Origin of the sequence: Streptomyces sp. NPDC019531, assembly GCF_044903305.1 — a bacterium.
Lineage (GTDB): Bacteria > Actinomycetota > Actinomycetes > Streptomycetales > Streptomycetaceae > Streptomyces.
Genome location: NZ_JBJDQL010000019.1, coordinates 25,465 through 44,059 on the forward strand (window position 1 = coordinate 25,465; position 18,595 = coordinate 44,059).

The window sequence follows — 18,595 nt, forward strand, 5'->3', positions numbered from 1 at the left end:
GCGGGCCGGTGGGGGCTTGTCGCGCCGTTCCCCGCGCCCCTTTGGTCAAGCCGCTGAACGAGCCGGCAGCGTGCCCTTGTCCGGGGCCGGGACCACCCTCGGCAGGGCGTACGGCAGTGCCCCGTACCAGAGACGGGCCACCGTGAAGCCGAACAGGAGGCACAGGATGCCGCCCACCGCGTCGAGCCAGAAGTGGTTGGCGGTGGAGACGATGACCAGGAGCGTCGCCGCCGGGTAGAGGAGGCCCAGGACACGCACCCACGGCACCGACGCCAGCGCGAAGATCGTCAGGCCGCACCACAGGGACCAGCCGATGTGCATGGACGGCATCGCGGCGTACTGGTTGGACATGTGCTTGAGGTCACCGGAGGCCATCGAGCCCCAGGTCTGGTGGACCATGACCGTGTCGACGAAGTGCCCGCCGTTCATCAGCCGCGGGGGTGCGAGGGGATACAGATAGTAACCGACCAGTGCCACGCCCGTAGTCGCGAACAGGACCAGGCGCGCCGCCGCGTAGCGGCCGGGATGACTGCGGAAGAGCCAGACCAGGACGCTCAGCGTCACGATGAAGTGCAGCGTCGCGTAGTAGTAGTTCATGCCGACGATGAGCCAAGTCATCGAGTTGACCGCGTGGTTGACGGACTCCTCGACCGCGATGTCGAGATGGTGCTCCATCCGCCAGATCCAGTCGGCGTTGCGCAGCGCCTCCGCCTTCTGCTCCGGCACCGCGTTGCGGATGAGTGAGTACGTCCAGTAACTCACCGCGATCAGGAGGATCTCGAACCAGAGGCGCGGTCGGGGCGGGGTGCGCAGCCGACGAAGGAATCCGGGCCGGTCCGAGGCCGTGACGGAGCCCGGAACGGCCGTGTTCTCACGGTCTTCCAGACTGGTCACGGTCGAGTCACCCATAGACACAAAGTCTGCCAGAATTGCCCTACCCCACCGATCATCCCCTGGTCGGGTTCGGGGCGCATGTCCTACGACGGGAAGACTGTCCCTTTCTCCTACCGGCGCACTGGTTCAGGCCCGGTTTCTCCGCCCTACGAACGAGAGCGGTCCCCAGGGGCCGAAGCCGTCGAACCCCGCACCACCAGCTCCGGCATGAACACGAACTCGCTGTGCGGCGCGGGCGTTCCGCCGATCTCCTCGAGCAACGTCCGCACAGCCGCCTGTCCCATGGCCGGCACCGGCTTGCGGATCGTCGTCAGCGGCGGATCGGTGAAGGCGATCAGGGGGGAGTCGTCGAAGCCCACGACCGAGATGTCCCGCGGCACGTCCAGGTCCCGCTGCCGGGCCGCCCGTATCGCGCCCAGTGCCATCATGTCGCTCGCGCAGACCACCGCCGTGCAGTCACGGTCGATGAGGGCCGTGGCGGCCGCCTGGCCGCCCTCCAGGGTGTAGAGCGAGTGCTGGACGAGGTCCTCCTCGACGGTCGCCGAGGCCAGGCCGAGCTGGTCCTGCATGGTGCGGACGAAGCCCTCGATCTTGCGCTGCACCGGCACGAAGCGCTTCGGGCCGAGGGCCAGGCCGATCCGGGTGTGGCCCAGCGACACCAGGTGTGTCACCGCCAGCGACATGGCCGCGCGGTCGTCGGGGGAGATGAACGGCGCCTGCACCTTCGGCGAGAAGCCGTCGACCAGCACGAACGGCACACCCTGCGCCCGCAGCTGCTCGTAGCGCTGCATGTCCGCGGAGGTGTCCGCGTGCAGCCCGGAGACGAAGATGATCCCGGCCACGCCCCGGTCGACGAGCATCTCGGTGAGCTCGTCCTCCGTGGAGCCGCCCGGGGTCTGGGTGGCGAGGACCGGGGTGTAGCCCTGCCGGGTCAGCGCCTGCCCGATCACCTGGGCCAGGGCCGGGAATATCGGGTTCTCCAGCTCCGGGGTGATCAGGCCCACCAGGCCCTCGCTGCGCTGCCGCAGACGGACCGGGCGCTCGTAGCCCAGGACGTCGAGTGCGGCCAGCACGGACTGTCGGGTGGTGGCGGCGACGCCGGGCTTCCCGTTGAGGACGCGGCTGACGGTCGCTTCGCTCACCCCCGCCTGGGCGGCGATGTCGGCTAGCCGTGTGGTCACGGCACCGGACTGTACCGGCCGTATCGTCATCGCGGTCCCTCTGTTCTGGTCGGCTCCCCTTGTCCCGCAAGGAGATGATTCCCCCGCGGGTATGGGATGGCAAGAGCTTGCAGAGTCTTGCACAGTCGCCCCGGCCCTGCTTCATCCCTGTAAACAAGGGTCTCACGAGGGTCGCCGACAGATCACGCCCGGATAACTTCAGGAGGCTCTTGCAGTTTTTTGCTGCAAGGTCTTTCGTGAGGCTTGCATCGCTGTTACGTTCGGCCACGCCCGGCGGAGAAGGTGGACGGGACCCCCTTCGCAGCACAGCAGCACACGGGCTTTCACCCTCAAGGAGAACTCATGCGGCGTGGCATAGCGGCCACCGCGCTGGTGGCGTCCTTCGCCCTCGCGGCGACGGCCTGCGGCGGAAGCGACAGCGGCGGCAAGGCCGACGGTCCGGTCACCATCACCTGGTGGGACACCTCCAACGCCACCAATGAGGCGCCGACGTACAAGGCCCTGATCAAGGACTTCGAGGCCGCCAACAAGGACATCAAGGTCAAGTACGTCAACGTCCAGTTCGACCAGGCGCAGAACAAGTTCGACACCGCCGCCGGTGCCTCCGGCGCCCCCGACGTGCTGCGCTCCGAGGTCGGCTGGACCCCGGCCTTCGCCAAGAAGGGCTACTTCCTGCCGCTGGACGGCACCGAGGCCCTCGCCGACCAGGCCAAGTTCAAGTCCAACCTGATCGAGCAGGCCCAGTACGACGGCAAGACCTACGGCGTTCCGTTCGTCACCGACACCCTCGCCCTGGTCTACAACAAGCAGCTCTTCGAGAAGGCCGGCGTCGAGGCCCCCAAGACCTGGGACGACCTGAAGAAGGCCGCCGCCACCATCAAGACCAAGACCGGCGTCGACGGCTACTGGGGCTCCACCCAGGCCTACTACGCCCAGACCTTCCTCCACGGCGAGGGCACCGACACCGTCGACGCGGCCGCCAAGAAGATCACGGTGAACTCGGCCGCCGCCAAGAAGGGCTACGGCACCTGGCTGAGCCTCTTCTCCGGCAAGGGCCTGCACAAGGCCGACACCACCGCCGACGCCTACGCCCACATCCAGGACGCGTTCGTCAACGGCAAGGTCGCCGCGATCATCCAGGGCCCCTGGGAGATCACCAACTTCTACAAGGGCTCCGCGTTCACGGACAAGTCCAACCTCGGCATCGCCACCGTCCCGGCGGGCTCCACCGGCAAGGCGGGCGCCCCGACCGGCGGCCACAACCTGTCCGTCTACGCCGGCTCGGACTCCGCCCACCAGAAGGCCGCGCTGAAGTTCGTCAACTTCATGACCTCCGCGAAGTCCCAGTCGACCATCGCGCTGAAGAACTCCACGCTGCCCACCCGTGACGACGCGTACACCACCGAGGTCAAGGCAGACCCGGGCATCGCCGGATTCCAGACGGTCCTCTCCGCCGCCCAGCCGCGCCCGGCGCTGCCCGAGTACAGCTCCCTGTGGGGCCCTCTGGACATCGAGCTGCCCAAGGTCGCCGGCGGCAAGGAGTCCCTGGACAAGGGCCTGAGCAACGCCGAGGTCGCCATCGCCAAGCTGGTGCCGGACTTCAGCAAGTGAGCGCGTGGCCGCCGGATCTCCCGATCATTGGGGGGAGAGATCCGGCGGCCACCGGCCTGCGCCCCACCCGTGAACCGCAGAACTCATCGAAGGTTGTCGAACCATGACAGTCGCCATCGACCGCGCGACCGGCAAGCGACGCGGTGACCGCGAACCCCGGCCCGGACTCGGCCGGCGCCTGAAGCACGGCTACCAACGCCACTGGTACGCCTACGCGATGATCACCCCGGTGGCGATCGTCCTCGGCGTCCTCGTGCTCTACCCCCTGGTCTACGGCGTCTACCTCACGCTCACCGACGCCAACAGCCTCAACACGGCCCGCACGATCGGCGTCAACCACATCGACGCCACCTACAAGTTCATCGGCCTCGACAACTACGCCGACATCCTGTGGGGCCCGACGGCCTACGACCGCTTCTGGTCGCACTTCATCTGGACGATCGTCTGGACCGCCCTCTGTGTCACCCTCCACTACTGCATCGGCCTCGGCCTCGCCCTGCTGCTCAACCAGAAGCTGCGCGGACGCACGCTGTACCGGCTGATCCTCGTCCTGCCCTGGGCCGTGCCGACCTTCGTCACCGTCTTCGGCTGGCGGTTCATGCTCGCCGACGGCGGCATCGTCAACACCGCCCTGGACGCACTGCACCTGCCGTCGCCCGACTGGCTGGAGGACACCTTCTGGCAGCGGTTCGCCGCGATCATGGTCAACACCTGGTGCGGAGTGCCGTTCATGATGGTCTCGCTGCTCGGCGGACTCCAGTCCATCGACACCTCGCTGTACGAGGCCGCCGAGATGGACGGCGCGAGCGCCTGGCAGCGCTTCCGGTACGTCACCCTCCCGGGGCTCAGGAGCGTCAGCTCCACCGTCGTACTGCTCGGCATCATCTGGACGTTCAACCAGTTCGCCGTGATCTTCCTGCTGTTCGGCAGCACCGCACCGGACGCGCAGATCCTCGTCACCTGGGCCTACTACCTGGGCTTCGGACAGCAGCCGCGTGACTTCGCTCAGTCGGCGGCGTACGGCATCCTGCTGCTGGCCATCCTGATCGTCTTCACCTCCTTCTACCGCCGCTGGCTGAACCGCAACGAGCAGCAGCTCGCGATCTGAGGCAGGAGCTCCCATGAGTACGACCGCTGTCGAGACCCCGGCCGCAGCGCCCGAGGCCGCGTCTTCGCGGGCCCCCCGCCGGACCCGGCGCCGCGGCGAGCAGAGCCCCGCCGGCTCCCTCGCCTCGCACGGCATCCTGATCGTCGCGAGCCTGATCGCGCTGTTCCCGATCCTCTGGCTGCTCTTCCTGTCCCTCGGCCCGGACAAGGACGACTATCTCCACCCGGGCGGCATCTGGAAGAAGATGACGTTCGACAACTACTCGTTCGTCCTCCAGCACACGGAGTTCTTCGACTGGCTGAAGAGCTCGATGATCGTCTCGCTCGGGACCTCGTTCATCGGTGTGCTGATCGCCGCGACCACCGGGTACGCCGTCTCCCGTATGCGCTTTCCGGGCTACCGGAAGTTCATGTGGGTGCTCCTGGTCACGCAGATGTTCCCGGTAGCCGTACTCATGGTGCCGATGTACCAGATGCTCTCGGACCTGCAGCTCATCGACAGCTACCTTGGACTCGTCCTCGTCTACTGCTCGACCACGGTCCCGTACTGCGCGTGGCTGATGAAGGGCTACTTCGACACCATCCCGTTCGAGATCGACGAGGCCGGACGGGTCGACGGGCTGACCCCCTTCGGCACCTTCGCACGGCTGATCCTGCCGCTCGCCAAGCCAGGGCTCGCGGTCGCCGCGTTCTACAGCTTCCTCACGGCCTTCGGTGAGGTCGCGTTCGCCTCCACGTTCATGCTGTCCGACACGAAGTACACCTTCGCGGTGGGGTTGCAGAGCTTTGTGAGCGAGCACGACGCCCAGCGGAACCTGATGGCCGCGACCGCCGTGCTGATCGCGATACCGGTGTCGGCGTTCTTCTACCTGGTGCAGAAGAACCTCGTCACCGGGCTCACCGCCGGTGGAACCAAGGGATAGACCGTCACTCGACTGCGACGCCGTTGTGGCTTGTCGAGCCCACGCGGCGGGAGCCGCAGATCCAACACAGCCCCGCGTCCCTACGGGCGCGGATGGCGGCCGCGGTGTCCATCCGACCCCGCTGTCACCGCGGCCGCCCTTTCACCCCCATACCTTTGACCTGATGACTCCGTTACGTACCAAGGACGCCATGAGCCAGCAGCACTACGCCACCGCCCCGGCACCGATCCCCGCCAAAGCCCAGCGCAGCGACTGGTGGCGGGACGCGGTGATCTACCAGGTCTATCCGCGCAGCTTCGCCGACAGCAACGCCGACGGCATGGGCGATCTGGAGGGCATCCGCACCCGACTGCCGTATCTGCGCGACCTCGGCGTGGACGCCGTGTGGCTCAGCCCCTTCTACGCCTCGCCGCAGGCCGACGCCGGCTACGACGTCGCCGACTACCGGGCCGTGGACCCCATGTTCGGCAACCTCCTGGACGCCGACGCGCTGATCCGGGACGCCCGCGGGCTGGGGCTGCGCATCATCGTCGACCTGGTGCCCAACCACTCCTCCGACCAGCACGAGTGGTTCAAGCGGGCGGTCGCCGAGGGCCCGGGGTCGCCGCTCCGGGACCGCTACCACTTCCGGCCCGGCAAGGGCGAGAACGGCGAACTGCCGCCCAACGACTGGGAGTCCATCTTCGGCGGCCCCGCCTGGACCCGCGTCGAGGACGGCGAGTGGTACCTGCACCTCTTCGCCCCCGAGCAGCCCGACTTCAACTGGGAACACCCCGCCGTCGGCGACGAGTTCCGCTCCATCCTGCGCTTCTGGCTGGACATGGGCGTGGACGGCTTCCGCATCGACGTGGCACACGGCCTGGTGAAGGCGGAAGGCCTGCCCGACCTGGGTTCCCACGACCAGGTCAAGCTGCTGGGCAACGATGTCATGCCGTTCTTCGACCAGGACGGCGTCCATGAGATCTACCGCCAGTGGCGGCTGATCCTGGACGAATACTCCGGCGATCGCATCTTCGTCGCCGAGGCGTGGACCCCGACCGTCGAGCGCACCGCGAACTACGTCCGCCCCGACGAACTGCACCAGGCCTTCAACTTCCAGTACCTGAGCACCGCTTGGGACGCCGAGGAGCTGCGTGGGGTCATCGACCGCACGCTGGAGGCGATGCGCCCGGTCGGCGCCCCGGCCACCTGGGTGCTGTCCAACCACGACGTCACCCGCCACACCACCCGCTTCGCCAACCCGCCCGGCCTCGGCACCCAGATCCGCACGGCGGGGGACAGGGCGCTGGGCCTGCGCCGCGCCCGCGCCGCCACGCTGCTCATGCTCGCCCTGCCGGGATCGGCGTACGTCTACCAGGGCGAGGAACTCGGCCTCCCGGACGTCGTCGACCTCCCCGACGAGGTCCGCCAGGACCCGGCGTACTTCCGCGGCGCGGGGCAGGACGGCTTCCGCGACGGCTGCCGGGTGCCGATCCCGTGGACGCGCGAGGGATCGTCGTACGGCTTCGGCGCGGGCGGGAGCTGGCTGCCCCAGCCGTCGGACTGGGCCGACCTCAGCGTGGAGGCCCAGACCGGCGATCCCGACTCCACCCTGGAGCTGTACCGCTCCGCCCTCGCCGTCCGCCGCTCCCAGCCCGACCTGGGCGCGGGCGACGCGGTGGAGTGGCTCCGGGCACCCGAGGGCGTCCTCGCCTTCCGGCGCGGAGAGTTCGTCTGCGTCGCGAACACCGGCACGCAATCGGTGACGACTCCGGCATACGGCCGGCTGCTGCTCGCCAGCGGAGAGGTCGCCGAGGCCGACCGCGACGCGAAGGTGCCGGCCGACACGACCGTGTGGTGGACGACGGCCTGAGCACATACACGGATCACCGGGCCCCGAGAGGGCCCGGTGATTTTTTGTCGGGCGTGTCGATCGGCGGAAGCCGCGTTCGACGCTTGGGTGAAAGGGCGCGCACAGCGCCCCGCACCCGAGGAGAGACCATGCAGATCCGCGCCCGCCTCAGCATGAGTGCCGACGGCTATGTGACCACCCCGAACGGCTGGCCCGCGCTCACCGCCGACCCCGCGTTCGTCTCCGGCCAGAGCCACGGCATCCGGGAGTTCCTGGCCGACTGCGAGGCCGCGCTCATGGGCCGGACGACCTTCGAGCCCGCCCTGACAAACAACCGGTGGCCGTGGCCGAACCTGGATGTGTTCGTCCTCGGCTCGCACCGCCCGGAGGGCACCCCCGACCACGTCACCACCGACAGCGACCCGGCCCGGCTGCTGGAGAGGATCCGCTCCGCCAACCGCGGCGGCGACGTCCATCTCATCGGCGGCCCGCGCACGATCGGCACCTTCCACGCCCTCGGCGCGCTCGACCGCCTCGAACTGGTCGTGCTGCCCATGCTGTTCGGCGGCGGCATGCAGCTCACCCCGGCGCTCAGCCCCGAGACCGGCCTGACCTTCCAGAGCCAGCGGGCGCTGCCCGGCGGGTCGGTGGAGATCGTCTACTCCTGCGGGGGCAGTCGTGGCGGCCTTCCGGGCATGCCCGCCAGCCAGGTGTGAAAGTTCTTGCCGTTACTTTCACGACCCTTGCTGTAAATGTTGCGGCAGCGGTACGTTCTCGCCGGCGCCAGGCAAAGACGCCTGGCCGTCTCGCAAGGAGTACCCCCACGTGATATCGAGATGGTCCATCACCGCGACCGCCGCCGCCCTCGCCGCCTCGGTCGCCGTCCTCACCCCCACCACCGCCCAGGCCTCCCCACCAGGCACCAAGGACGTCACCGCGGTCCTCTTCGAGTGGAACTTCGCCTCCGTCGCCAAGGAGTGCACCAACACCCTCGGCCCCGCCGGATACGGCTACGTCCAGGTCTCCCCGCCCGCCGAGCACATCCAGGGCTCGCAGTGGTGGACCTCGTACCAGCCGGTCAGCTACAGGATCGCGGGGCGCCTCGGTGACGCCACCGCCTTCCAGAACATGGTCAGCACCTGCCACGCGGCCGGAGTGAAGGTCGTCGTCGACACCGTCGTCAACCACATGTCCGCGGGCAGCGGCACCGGCACCGGCGGCTCGTCGTACACGAAGTACGACTACCCGGGCCTGTACTCGTCGTACGACATGGACGACTGCACGTCCACCATCACCGACTACACCAACCGCGCCAACGTCCAGAACTGCGAACTCGTCGGCCTCGCCGACCTGGACACCGGCGAGGAGTACGTCCGCGCCACCATCGCCGGCTATATGAACTCCCTGCTCGGCTACGGCGTCGACGGCTTCCGTATGGACGCGGCCAAGCACATCCCGGCGGCCGACCTCGCGAACATCAAGTCCCGGCTCAGCAACACGAGCGTCTACTGGAAGCAGGAGGTCATCTACGGCAGCGGCGAGGCGGTCCAGCCCACCGAGTACACGGGCAACGGGGACGTCCAGGAGTTCCGTTACGCCTACGACCTCAAGCGGGTCTTCAACAACGAGAACCTCGCCTATCTGAAGAACTACGGCGAGGGCTGGGGGTACATGAGCAGCTCGGTCGCCGGTGTCTTCGTCGACAACCACGACACCGAGCGCAACGGCTCGACCCTGAACTACAAGGACGGGGCGAACTACACCCTGGCCAACGTCTTCTTGCTTGCCTATCCCTATGGCGCCCCGGACATCAACTCCGGCTACGAGTGGTCCGACACGGACGCCGGACCGCCCAACAACGGCTCCGTGACCGCCTGTTGGCAGGACGGCTGGAAGTGCCAGCACGCCTGGCCGGAGATCATCCGCATGGTCGCCTTCCGCAACGCGACCCGCGGCGAGTCGGTCACCAACTGGTGGGACAACGGCGGCGACGCGATCGCCTTCGGGCGCGGCGCCAAGGGGTACGTCGCCATCAACCACGAGTCGAGCAGCCTGAGCCGGACCTACCAGACCTCGCTGCCCGCCGGGACGTACTGCAACGTGCAGAACAACACCAGCGTGACGGTCGACTCCAACGGCCGGTTCACGGCCACCCTCGGGTCCAACACGGCGCTGGCGATCTACGCGGGCAAGGCCAGTTGCTGAGCAACTGACGGGGAACGTGGGATTGACGCTCAAGGAGTTGTCGTCCTACGTTCCCTGCTGTCTCTGGGAGCGCTCCCACCCCCTTCGTCAAGGAGTGCGTCATGCAGCGCAGACTCAGCAAGTGGGCGGTGAGCACGGCGGCGGCCCTGCTCACCGTCGCCGGCGTCACAGCCGCCGACCTGCCCTCCAGGGCGGCCGCCACCACCGCCACCATCAACGGCGCCACCACCTACCAGCCCATCGACGGCTTCGGTTTCTCCGAACACTTCGGCCGGGCCGCCGTCATGAACGGCTCCGAAGGTCTGTCGGCCGAGCGCCAGCGGGAGTTACTCGACCTGCTGCTCAGCCGCACCACCGGCGCGGGCCTGAGCATCCTGCGCCTCGGCATCGACTCGGGCATCCAGCCCACCGACCCCGGCGGCCCGAACGCCACCCCCAAGTACACCTGGGACGGCTACGACAAGGGCCAGGTGTGGCTGGCCAAGGAGGCCAAGGCGTACGGCGTGAACCGCTTCTACGCCGACGCCTGGACCGCGCCCGGCTATATGAAGACCAACGGGACGGACGCCAACGGCGGCACCCTCTGCGGCCTGGGCGGTGCCACCTGCGCGAGCGGGGACTGGCGTAAGGCGTACGCCGACTTCCTTGTCCAATGGGCCAAGTTCTACGGCCAGGAGGGCATCGGCATCACCGACATCGGCTTCACCAACGAACCCGACTGGACGGCGACATACGACTCGATGCGGCTCACGCCCGCCCAGGCGACGGAGTACGTGAAGTTCTTCGGGCCGGTGGCGAGCGCCGCCGGATACAAGGTCGCCTGCTGCGACTCCTTCGGCTGGACCCAGCAGAAGGCCTACACCAGCGCGATCGAGGCCGACGCGACCGCGCGCGGTTACGTGACCACCCACACCGGCCACAACTACGCCAGCGCGGTCGACAGTCTGCTGCCGACCCGGAAGCGCACCTGGATGTCGGAGTGGTCGCCCAACGGCACCACCTGGAACGAGAGTTGGGACGACGGCAGCGGCTACGACGGCTTCACGGTCGCCTCCGCCATCCATGACGCCCTCACCAAGGGGAACGTCAGCGGATACGTCTACTGGTACGGCGCCTCCCTGGGCGCGACCCGGGGTCTGATCCAGATGGACGGCGACAGCTACCACGTCTCCAAGCGGCTGTGGGCGATGGCCAACTACAGCCGCTTCGTCCGCCCCGGCGCCACCCGCATCGGTGCCACGACTCCCGACAGCGCGCTGAAGCTCTCGGCCTTCCGCAACACCGACGGCACGGTCACGGTCGTGGCCCTGAACTCGGCCACCACGGCCAACCAGGTGTCCTTCAGCCTCCAGAACACCGGGATCACCAGCGGAACGGCGACGCCGTATCTGACCAACGCCTCCAGCAGCACCGCCCGTCAGGCCGCCGTCCGCGTCCGCGGGGGCTCGCTCACGGCCACGGTCCCGGCCCGCTCGCTCGTCACCTACACCATCCGGCGCTGAAAGTTCTTTCCATCTGTTTCAGGACTCTTGCTGTAAGCCTTACGGCGGCGATACGGTCACGCGGGGTCGGACCCACAGAGCCGTCATCGCAAGGAGTCCACGTCAGTGATACCGAGATGGCCGGTGCCGTCGAGGCGCCGCAGCACGCATGCCGGACGGGTCGCCGCGGTCACCGTGACCGCGCTGGCCGCAGCGCTCGTCCAGCCGCTGTCCGCCCAGGCGGACACCCCGCCCCCGCCGCCCTCCGACGCGAAGCTCGCCGCGGAACCGGCCCGGCACGACGACACCCGTGAGCAGTTCTACTTCGTCCTGCCGGACCGCTTCGCCAACGGCGACACCGCGAACGACAAGGGCGGCCTGACCGGTTCCCGCCTCTCCACCGGCTACGACCCCACCGACAAGGGCTTCTACCAGGGCGGCGACCTCAAGGGTCTGACCAAGAAGCTCGACTACATCAAGGGCCTGGGCACCACCGCCATCTGGATGGCCCCGATCTTCAAGAACCAGCCCGTGCAGGGGACCGGCAGCAACGCCTCGGCCGGTTACCACGGGTACTGGATTACGGATTTCACCCAGGTCGACCCGCACTTCGGGACCAACCAGGACTTGGAGAACCTCATCTCCAAGGCCCACACCAAGGGCATGAAGGTCTTCTTCGACGTCATCACCAACCACACGGCCGATGTCGTCGACTACGAGGAGAAGTCCTACGACTACCTCTCCAAGGGCGCGTTCCCGTATCTGGCCGAGGACGGCGAGCCCTTCGACGACTCCGACTACGCGGACGGCACCCAGGACTTCCCGGACGTCGACGCCGACTCCTTCGCGCGGACGCCGACCGTCACCGCCGCCACGAAGGACACCAAGGTCCCGTCGTGGCTCAACGACCCGACGATGTACCACAACCGCGGTGACTCCACTTTCGCCGGCGAGAGCTCCGAGCAGGGCGACTTCTCCGGCCTCGACGACCTGTGGACCGAGCGTCCCGAGGTCGTCAGCGGCATGGAGAAGATCTACGAGAAGTGGGTCAGGGACTTCGGCATCGACGGCTTCCGGATCGACACCGTGAAGCACGTCGATATGGAGTTCTGGACCCAGTGGGCCACGGCCCTCGACGCCTACGCCGCCAAGCAAGGCCGCGACGACTTCTTCATGTTCGGCGAGGTCTACTCCGCCGACACGTCGATCACCTCGCCGTACGTCACCCAGGGCCGCCTCGACGCCACGCTCGACTTCCCCTTCCAGGAGGCGGCACGGCAGTACGTCTCCCAGGACGGCAGCGCGCAGAAGCTGGCGGCGCTCTTCGGTGACGACTACAAGTACACGACCGACAAGGCCAACGCGTACGAGCAGGTCACCTTCCTCGGCAACCACGACATGGGCCGCCTCGGGTACTTCCTGAACCAGGACAACCCGAAGGCGACCGACGCCGAGCTGCTGGCCAAGGACGAGCTCGCCAACGAGCTGATGTTCCTCAGCCGCGGCAACCCGGTCGTCTACTACGGCGACGAGCAGGGCTTCACCGGCTCCGGCGGCGACAAGGACGCCCGGCAGACGATGTTCGCGTCGAAGACCGCCGACTACCTCGACGACGACGAGCTCGGCACCGACCGCACGCACGCGAGCGACGCCTACGACACGAGCGCACCGCTCTACGAGCAGATCAGTGCTCTCGCCAAGCTCCGCAAGGCCAACCCGGCCCTCACCGACGGCGTCCAGACCGAGCGCTACGCGGCCGACGGCGCGGGGATCTACGCCTTCTCCCGCACCGACGCCACGACGGGGCAGGAGTACGTCGTCGCCTTCAACAACGCGAGCGAGGCCAAGTCGGCGACGTTCGTGGCCGGTTCGGCCTCCATGGCGTACCACGGCATCTACGGCAGCGACGCGTCCCTGAAGTCCGACGCCGACAAGAAGCTCACCGTCACCGTCCCGGCCGGCTCCGCGATCGTCCTCAAGGCCGCCGCGAAGCCCGCCAAGGCGGCCACCGCGCCGACGGTCACCCTCAAGGCCCCGGCCGCCGGCGCCACCGGCACCACCGAGATCAGCGCCGATGTCGACGGCGGTCAGCTCAACCGCGTCGTGTTCGCCGCCCAGGTCGGCAACGGCAAGTGGAAGACCCTCGGCTCCGCCGACCACGCCCCCTACAAGGTCACGCAGGTGATCGACGAGGACGTACCGGCCGGAACCGCCCTGCGCTACAAGGCGGTTGTCGTCGACTCCGCGGGACGCACCGCCAGTGCCCTCGCCGAGTCCACCAGCGGCACCCCGCCCGCCGAAGAGGTCCCCACCGCCTCCTCCCGCGACTACGCGGTCGTCCACTACAAGCGCGAGGACGGCGACTACGACGACTGGGGCCTGTACGCCTGGGGCGACCTCGCCGACGGCGAGGCCACCGACTGGCCGAACAGCCACCCCTTCACCGGCCGTGACGCCTACGGCGCCTTCGCCTACGTCAAGTTGAAGACCGGCGCCTCCAACGTCGGCTTCCTCGTCATCGACAAGGACGGCAACAAGGACGTCTCCGCCGACCGGTCGATCGACGTCACCAAGACCGGTGAGGTGTGGATCGAGCAGGGCAAGACGGATGTCCTGACGGAGAAGCCGGACTACCCGGCGCAGGACACGACCAAGGCCGTCCTCCACTACCACCGCGCCGACGGGAACTACGATGGCTGGGGGCTGCACGTCTGGACGGGCGCCGCGAACCCCACCGACTGGTCGAACCCCCTGGAGCCGGTGAAGACTGACGCCTATGGCGCGGTCTACGAGGTACCGCTCATCGACGGTGCCACCAGCCTCAGTTACCTCATCCACAAGGGCGACGACAAGGACCTGGCGACCGACCAGTCGCTCGACCTCACGGCCAACGGGCATGAGGTGTGGCTGTTGAACGGCCAGGAGAAATACCTGCTGCCGCAGCCCGCGGGCTCCGCGGCCGCCCTCGACCTGACCACCTCCAAGGCGGTCTGGATCGACCGGAACACGGTCGCCTGGAACGGCTCCAACGCCGCCGCCTCCACCCAGCTCCGCTACAGCCGCGACGGCTCGATCGCGGTCAGGGACGGGGCGTTGACGAGTGACGACGAGCGCTGGCTGCGGCTGACCAAGACCAGCCTCACCGACGCCCAGAAGGAGAAGTTCCCGCACCTGAAGGCGTACACCGCCTGGACCGTCGACGCCCGTGACCGCGACCGCGTCCGCGAGGCGCTGAGTGGCCAGGTCGTCGCGTCCCAGCTGTCCGCGAACGGCGCCGTCCTCGCGGCGACCGGCGTCCAGATCGCCGGTGTCCTCGACGACGTGTACGCGAGCGCGACCAAGGCCGACCTCGGGCCGACCTTCGACAAGAGCGGCCGTCCCACGCTGTCCGTGTGGGCGCCGACCGCGCGGAGCGTCGCCCTGGAGCTCGACGGCTCCACGGTGAAGATGAAGCGCGAGGCGAAGACCGGTGTCTGGTCCGTCACCGGGCCCAAGTCCTGGAAGGGCAAGGAGTACCGGTACGTCGCCAAGGTCTGGGCGCCCAGCGTCCAGAAGGTCGTCACCAACAAGGTCACCGACCCCTACTCGGTCGCCCTGACCACCGACTCCGAGCGCAGCCTCGTCGTCGATCTCGACGACAAGTCCCTGGCCCCGTCGGGCTGGACGTCGTACACCAAGCCCAAGGCCGTTCCCCTCAAGGACGCCGAGATCCAGGAGCTGCACATCCGGGACTTCTCCGTGGCGGACACGACGGTCCCGGCGAAGGACCAGGGCACCTACCTCGCCTTCACCGACAAGGACAGCGACGGCTCGAAGCACCTCAAGGAGCTGGCGAAGTCGGGCACTTCGTACGTGCATCTGCTGCCGGCGTTCGACATCGCGACCATCCCCGAGAACAAGTCCGATCAGGCGACCACCGCCTGCGACCTCGCCTCCTACCCGGCCGACTCCGACCAGCAGCAGGAGTGCGTCGCGAAGACCGCCGCGAAGGACGCCTACAACTGGGGCTACGACCCGTACCACTACACGGTCCCGGAGGGCTCCTACGCGACGGACCCGGACGGCACCGGACGTACGGTCGAGTTCCGCAGGATGGTCAAGTCCCTCAACGAGGACGGACTGAGGGTCGTCATGGACGTCGTCTACAACCACACCGCGGCGAGTGGACAGGCCTCCGGGAGTGTGCTCGACCAGATCGTGCCCGGCTACTACCAGCGGCTCCTCGCCGACGGCTCGGTCGCCAACAGCACCTGTTGCGCGGGCACCGCGACCGAGAACGCCATGATGGGCAAGCTGGTCGTCGACTCGATCGTCACCTGGGCCAAGGAGTACAAGGTCGACGGGTTCCGCTTCGACCTCATGGGCCACCACCCCAAGGCCAACATCCTGGCCGTGCGCAAGGCCCTCGACGCGCTCACCCTCAAGAAGGACGGCGTCGACGGCAAGAAGATCATCCTCTACGGCGAGGGCTGGAACTTCGGCGAGGTCGCCGACGACGCCCGCTTCGTGCAGGCCACGCAGAAGAACATGGCCGGCACGGGCATCGCGACCTTCTCCGACCGCGCCCGTGACGCCGTACGCGGCGGCGGACCCTTCGACGAGGACCCCGGCGTCCAGGGCTTCGCGTCCGGGCTGTACACCGACCCCAACTCGACCACGGCAAACGGGACTTCGGAGGAACAGAGGGCCCGCCTCCTGCACTACCAGGACCTGATCAAGGTGGGTCTGACCGGCAACCTCGCGAAGTACCGCTTCACCGACACCGACGGCAAGGAGGTCACCGGCGCCGAGGTCGACTACAACGGCCAACCGGCCGGATACGCGGACGCGCCCGGCGACGCCCTCGCCTACGCCGACGCGCACGACAACGAGTCACTGTTCGACGCGCTGACGTACAAGCTGCCCGCGGGCACCAGCGCCGCCGACCGGGCCCGGATGCAGGTCCTCGCCATGGCCACGGCCGCCCTCTCGCAGGGCCCGGCGCTCTCCCAGGCGGGTACCGACCTGCTGCGCTCCAAGTCCCTTGACCGCAACTCCTACGACAGCGGTGACTGGTTCAACGCCATCCACTGGAACTGCCAGGACGGCAACGGCTTCGGCGGCGGACTGCCCATGGCGGCCGACAACGCGTCCAAGTGGCCGTACGCCAAACCCCTGTTGGGCTCGGTGGCGGTGGGCTGCGCGCAGATCGAGGGGGCCTCGGCCGCGTACCAGGACCTGTTGAAGATCCGTACGACGGCGAAGGCCTTCTCGCTCGGCACGGCGGACCGGGTGCAGTCGCAGCTGTCCTTCCCGCTGTCCGGGAAGGACGAGACGCCCGGTGTGATCACGATGGAACTCGGGGACCTGGTCGTCGTGTTCAACGCGACACCGAAGGCCCGGAACCAGCAGGTCGGCGCCCTTGCCGGAAGCGCATACCGGCTGCATCCCGTGCAGACGGCAGGCGCGGACCCTACCGTCAAGGGGGCGTCCTACGAGAAGGAATCGGGCACCTTCTCCGTTCCCGGGCGGACCGTGGCCGTATTCATCCGCCATCCTTAGGAGAACGCATAACCTTGGTGGAGCAGACCCCGACCCCGGTCTGCTCCACCGGTGTTGCCCGAGGGGTGACAGATGGACGCAAAAGGCAAGCTGACCGGCACGACCGTGATGGTCGTGGACGACGTGGAGGCCAGCCGGTACGCCATGAGCACCGTGCTGAGCCGCGCGGGGCACCGGGTCGTCCCGGTCGCCACCGGCGGCGAGGCCCTCGCCGAACTCGACGTACGGCTGCGCAAGGGCACTCTGCCGGACGTGGCCCTCGTCGACGTGGGCCTGCCCGACATGAGCGGCTTCGACCTGTGCCGGCTGTTCAAGGAGCGCCCGCACACGGCCGGGATACCCGTGGTGCACTTCTCGGCCTCCGCCGTGCCCCCGGCCGTGCACTGCGCGGGCATGGACATGGGGGTCGAGGCCTATCTGAAGGTGCCCGCCGAACCCCTGGAGATCGAGGCGGTGGTCCGGGCCGCCGTACGCAACGCTCAACTGCGGGCCGGCGACCGGGCGTTGGTACGACGGCTCACCCTGCTGTCGGAAACCATCGTGACCATTCAGTCGGCCCGTACCCTCCAGGAGCTCTCCGACGCGGCCGCCGAGGGCGTCTCGCGGCTCACCGGCACCCCCGCCGCCGTCTTCGTCCTCGACCAGGACGACCAGCTCTACCGTGGCCTGTCCCGGGACCGCATCCCCGTCGCCCTGCCGGACGAGGGTGCCGACCGGGCCGTCGCGGGGCTGCTGCGCCGGCTCACCCGGGGCCAGGCCGGCGTGCAGCTGACCACCGTGCCCGCGCCGCTGTGGCCCGCGGGGTTCTTCCGGCCCGGCGTCGAGCACGACGCCCGGCTCGCGCTGGTCGTCACCCAGGACGGCAGGGCACCGGTGTGCCTGGCCGCGCCCGCGCGCGGGATGCGCAGGGTGGGCCTGGAGGGGGAGACCCTGCTGGCCCAGCTCGCGCAGGCCACCGCGCTGGCCGCCGAGCCACTGCTCATGTACAAGGTCGAGCGGCATGTCGCCCTCACCCTCCAGCACAGCTTCCTGCCCCAGCCGCACCGGCTGCCCGACCTGCCGGGCCTCGACGTCGTGGTCCGGTATGTCCCGGCCTCCCGGCAGACCGAGATCGGCGGTGACTTCTATGCCGCGCTCCGCGTGGACGAGGGGGCGCTCACCGCGGTCGGCGACGTCGTCGGGCACTCCCTGGACGCGGCGACCGTCATGGTCGAGCTGCGGCACGCGCTGCGGGCCTACGCCGTCGACGAGAGCGACCCGGCCGTCCTCGCCGAGCGCCTCGACCGGATGCTCCACCGGTACCACCCCGACACCACGGCCACCGTCTGCCTGGCCCTGATCGACCCGGAGACCGGACGCACCCGGATCGCCAACGCCGGGCACATCCCGCCGCTGATCGTCCGCGACGCCGGCACCGCGGACTACGCCAAGGCCGCGGGGCCGCTGCTCGGCGTCGGGCTGCCCCATCCGCCGGCCACCGAGCTCTTCCTCGAACCCACCGACCGGCTCCTCATGGTCACCGACGGCCTCATCGAGACCCGGGGCACCGATCTCACGGCCTCCCTGGAACAGCTCCGAGCGGCCTCCTCGGGCGCCCTGCCCGGCCTGGACGCCCTGTGCGACACCCTGCTGGGCACCTTCGGTCACGACCGGGAGGACGACATCGCGATGCTGGCGCTGCGGCTAGGGGGTGTCTGACAATTCCCGCCCGCCCCGCGACGCCTGGCACGCACGCTCGCCGCGGGGCCCGCCCTCCGGGCGGACGACGGGAATTGTCAGACACCCCTAAGCTGACCTGTGACGTCGTAGAACAGGAGTGCC

General features: G+C 68.6%; 11 protein-coding genes. 9 read left to right on the forward strand and 2 right to left on the reverse strand.

Translation table 11 applies throughout. The annotated features are described in order from the left end of the window. Nucleotides 1-45: 45 nt before the first annotated feature. Complete coding sequence (locus ACI2L1_RS22285) at nt 46-909, reverse strand: phosphatase PAP2 family protein (protein ID WP_404741080.1); 864 nt, start codon at nt 907-909, stop codon at nt 46-48. A 131-nt stretch (nt 910-1,040) separates the two neighbouring features. Next, on the reverse strand, nt 1,041-2,075 hold the full coding sequence (locus ACI2L1_RS22290) for a LacI family DNA-binding transcriptional regulator (RefSeq protein WP_404741081.1): 1,035 nt from the start codon (nt 2,073-2,075) through the stop codon (nt 1,041-1,043). Between the two features lie 342 nt (nt 2,076-2,417). Between ACI2L1_RS22290 and ACI2L1_RS22295 the strand changes: the two genes are divergently transcribed. The 9 genes from ACI2L1_RS22295 (at nt 2,418) to ACI2L1_RS22335 (ending at nt 18,472) form a co-directional block, all read left to right on the forward strand. Continuing rightward, complete coding sequence (locus tag ACI2L1_RS22295) at nt 2,418-3,686, forward strand: extracellular solute-binding protein (RefSeq protein ID WP_404741082.1); 1,269 nt, start codon at nt 2,418-2,420, stop codon at nt 3,684-3,686. Nucleotides 3,687-3,789: 103 nt separating this feature from the next. Beyond that, a complete protein-coding gene (locus ACI2L1_RS22300; protein WP_404741083.1) occupies nt 3,790-4,794 on the forward strand; it encodes a carbohydrate ABC transporter permease in 1,005 nt (334 codons plus the stop codon). A 13-nt stretch (nt 4,795-4,807) separates the two neighbouring features. After that, nucleotides 4,808-5,716, forward strand: coding sequence for a sugar ABC transporter permease (locus tag ACI2L1_RS22305; RefSeq protein ID WP_404741084.1), 909 nt, complete (start codon nt 4,808-4,810; stop codon nt 5,714-5,716). A 190-nt stretch (nt 5,717-5,906) separates the two neighbouring features. Then, the gene (locus ACI2L1_RS22310; RefSeq protein WP_404741180.1) at nt 5,907-7,568 is read left to right on the forward strand and encodes a glycoside hydrolase family 13 protein; all 1,662 of its coding nucleotides are present in this window, start codon (nt 5,907-5,909) and stop codon (nt 7,566-7,568) included. Nucleotides 7,569-7,696: 128 nt separating this feature from the next. Beyond that, the gene (locus tag ACI2L1_RS22315) at nt 7,697-8,263 is read left to right on the forward strand and encodes a dihydrofolate reductase family protein (protein ID WP_404741085.1); all 567 of its coding nucleotides are present in this window, start codon (nt 7,697-7,699) and stop codon (nt 8,261-8,263) included. 109 nt (nt 8,264-8,372) lie between these two features. Further along, nucleotides 8,373-9,752 (forward strand): alpha-amylase family protein, encoded by a 1,380-nt coding sequence (locus ACI2L1_RS22320; protein WP_404741086.1) that lies wholly within the window; start codon nt 8,373-8,375, stop codon nt 9,750-9,752. Between the two features lie 101 nt (nt 9,753-9,853). Beyond that, nucleotides 9,854-11,254: a glycoside hydrolase family 30 beta sandwich domain-containing protein gene (locus ACI2L1_RS22325; protein ID WP_404741087.1), complete on the forward strand. Its 1,401-nt coding sequence runs from the start codon at nt 9,854-9,856 to the stop codon at nt 11,252-11,254. A 105-nt stretch (nt 11,255-11,359) separates the two neighbouring features. Beyond that, nucleotides 11,360-16,774, forward strand: coding sequence for a pullulanase-type alpha-1,6-glucosidase (gene pulA / locus ACI2L1_RS22330; RefSeq protein WP_404741088.1), 5,415 nt, complete (start codon nt 11,360-11,362; stop codon nt 16,772-16,774). Between the two features lie 72 nt (nt 16,775-16,846). Continuing rightward, nucleotides 16,847-18,472: a SpoIIE family protein phosphatase gene (locus ACI2L1_RS22335; protein WP_404741089.1), complete on the forward strand. Its 1,626-nt coding sequence runs from the start codon at nt 16,847-16,849 to the stop codon at nt 18,470-18,472. Nucleotides 18,473-18,595: the final 123 nt, after the last annotated feature.

Coding starts and splice junctions, on each gene's coding strand:
- ACI2L1_RS22300 (WP_404741083.1), top strand. CDS start 3,790: ATGACAGTCGCCATCGACCGCGCGACCGGCAAGCGACGCGGTGACCGC.
- ACI2L1_RS22295 (WP_404741082.1), top strand. CDS start 2,418: ATGCGGCGTGGCATAGCGGCCACCGCGCTGGTGGCGTCCTTCGCCCTC.
- ACI2L1_RS22325 (WP_404741087.1), top strand. CDS start 9,854: ATGCAGCGCAGACTCAGCAAGTGGGCGGTGAGCACGGCGGCGGCCCTG.
- ACI2L1_RS22310 (WP_404741180.1), top strand. CDS start 5,907: ATGAGCCAGCAGCACTACGCCACCGCCCCGGCACCGATCCCCGCCAAA.
- ACI2L1_RS22305 (WP_404741084.1), top strand. CDS start 4,808: ATGAGTACGACCGCTGTCGAGACCCCGGCCGCAGCGCCCGAGGCCGCG.
- ACI2L1_RS22285 (WP_404741080.1), bottom strand. CDS start 909: ATGGGTGACTCGACCGTGACCAGTCTGGAAGACCGTGAGAACACGGCC.
- ACI2L1_RS22335 (WP_404741089.1), top strand. CDS start 16,847: ATGGACGCAAAAGGCAAGCTGACCGGCACGACCGTGATGGTCGTGGAC.
- ACI2L1_RS22315 (WP_404741085.1), top strand. CDS start 7,697: ATGCAGATCCGCGCCCGCCTCAGCATGAGTGCCGACGGCTATGTGACC.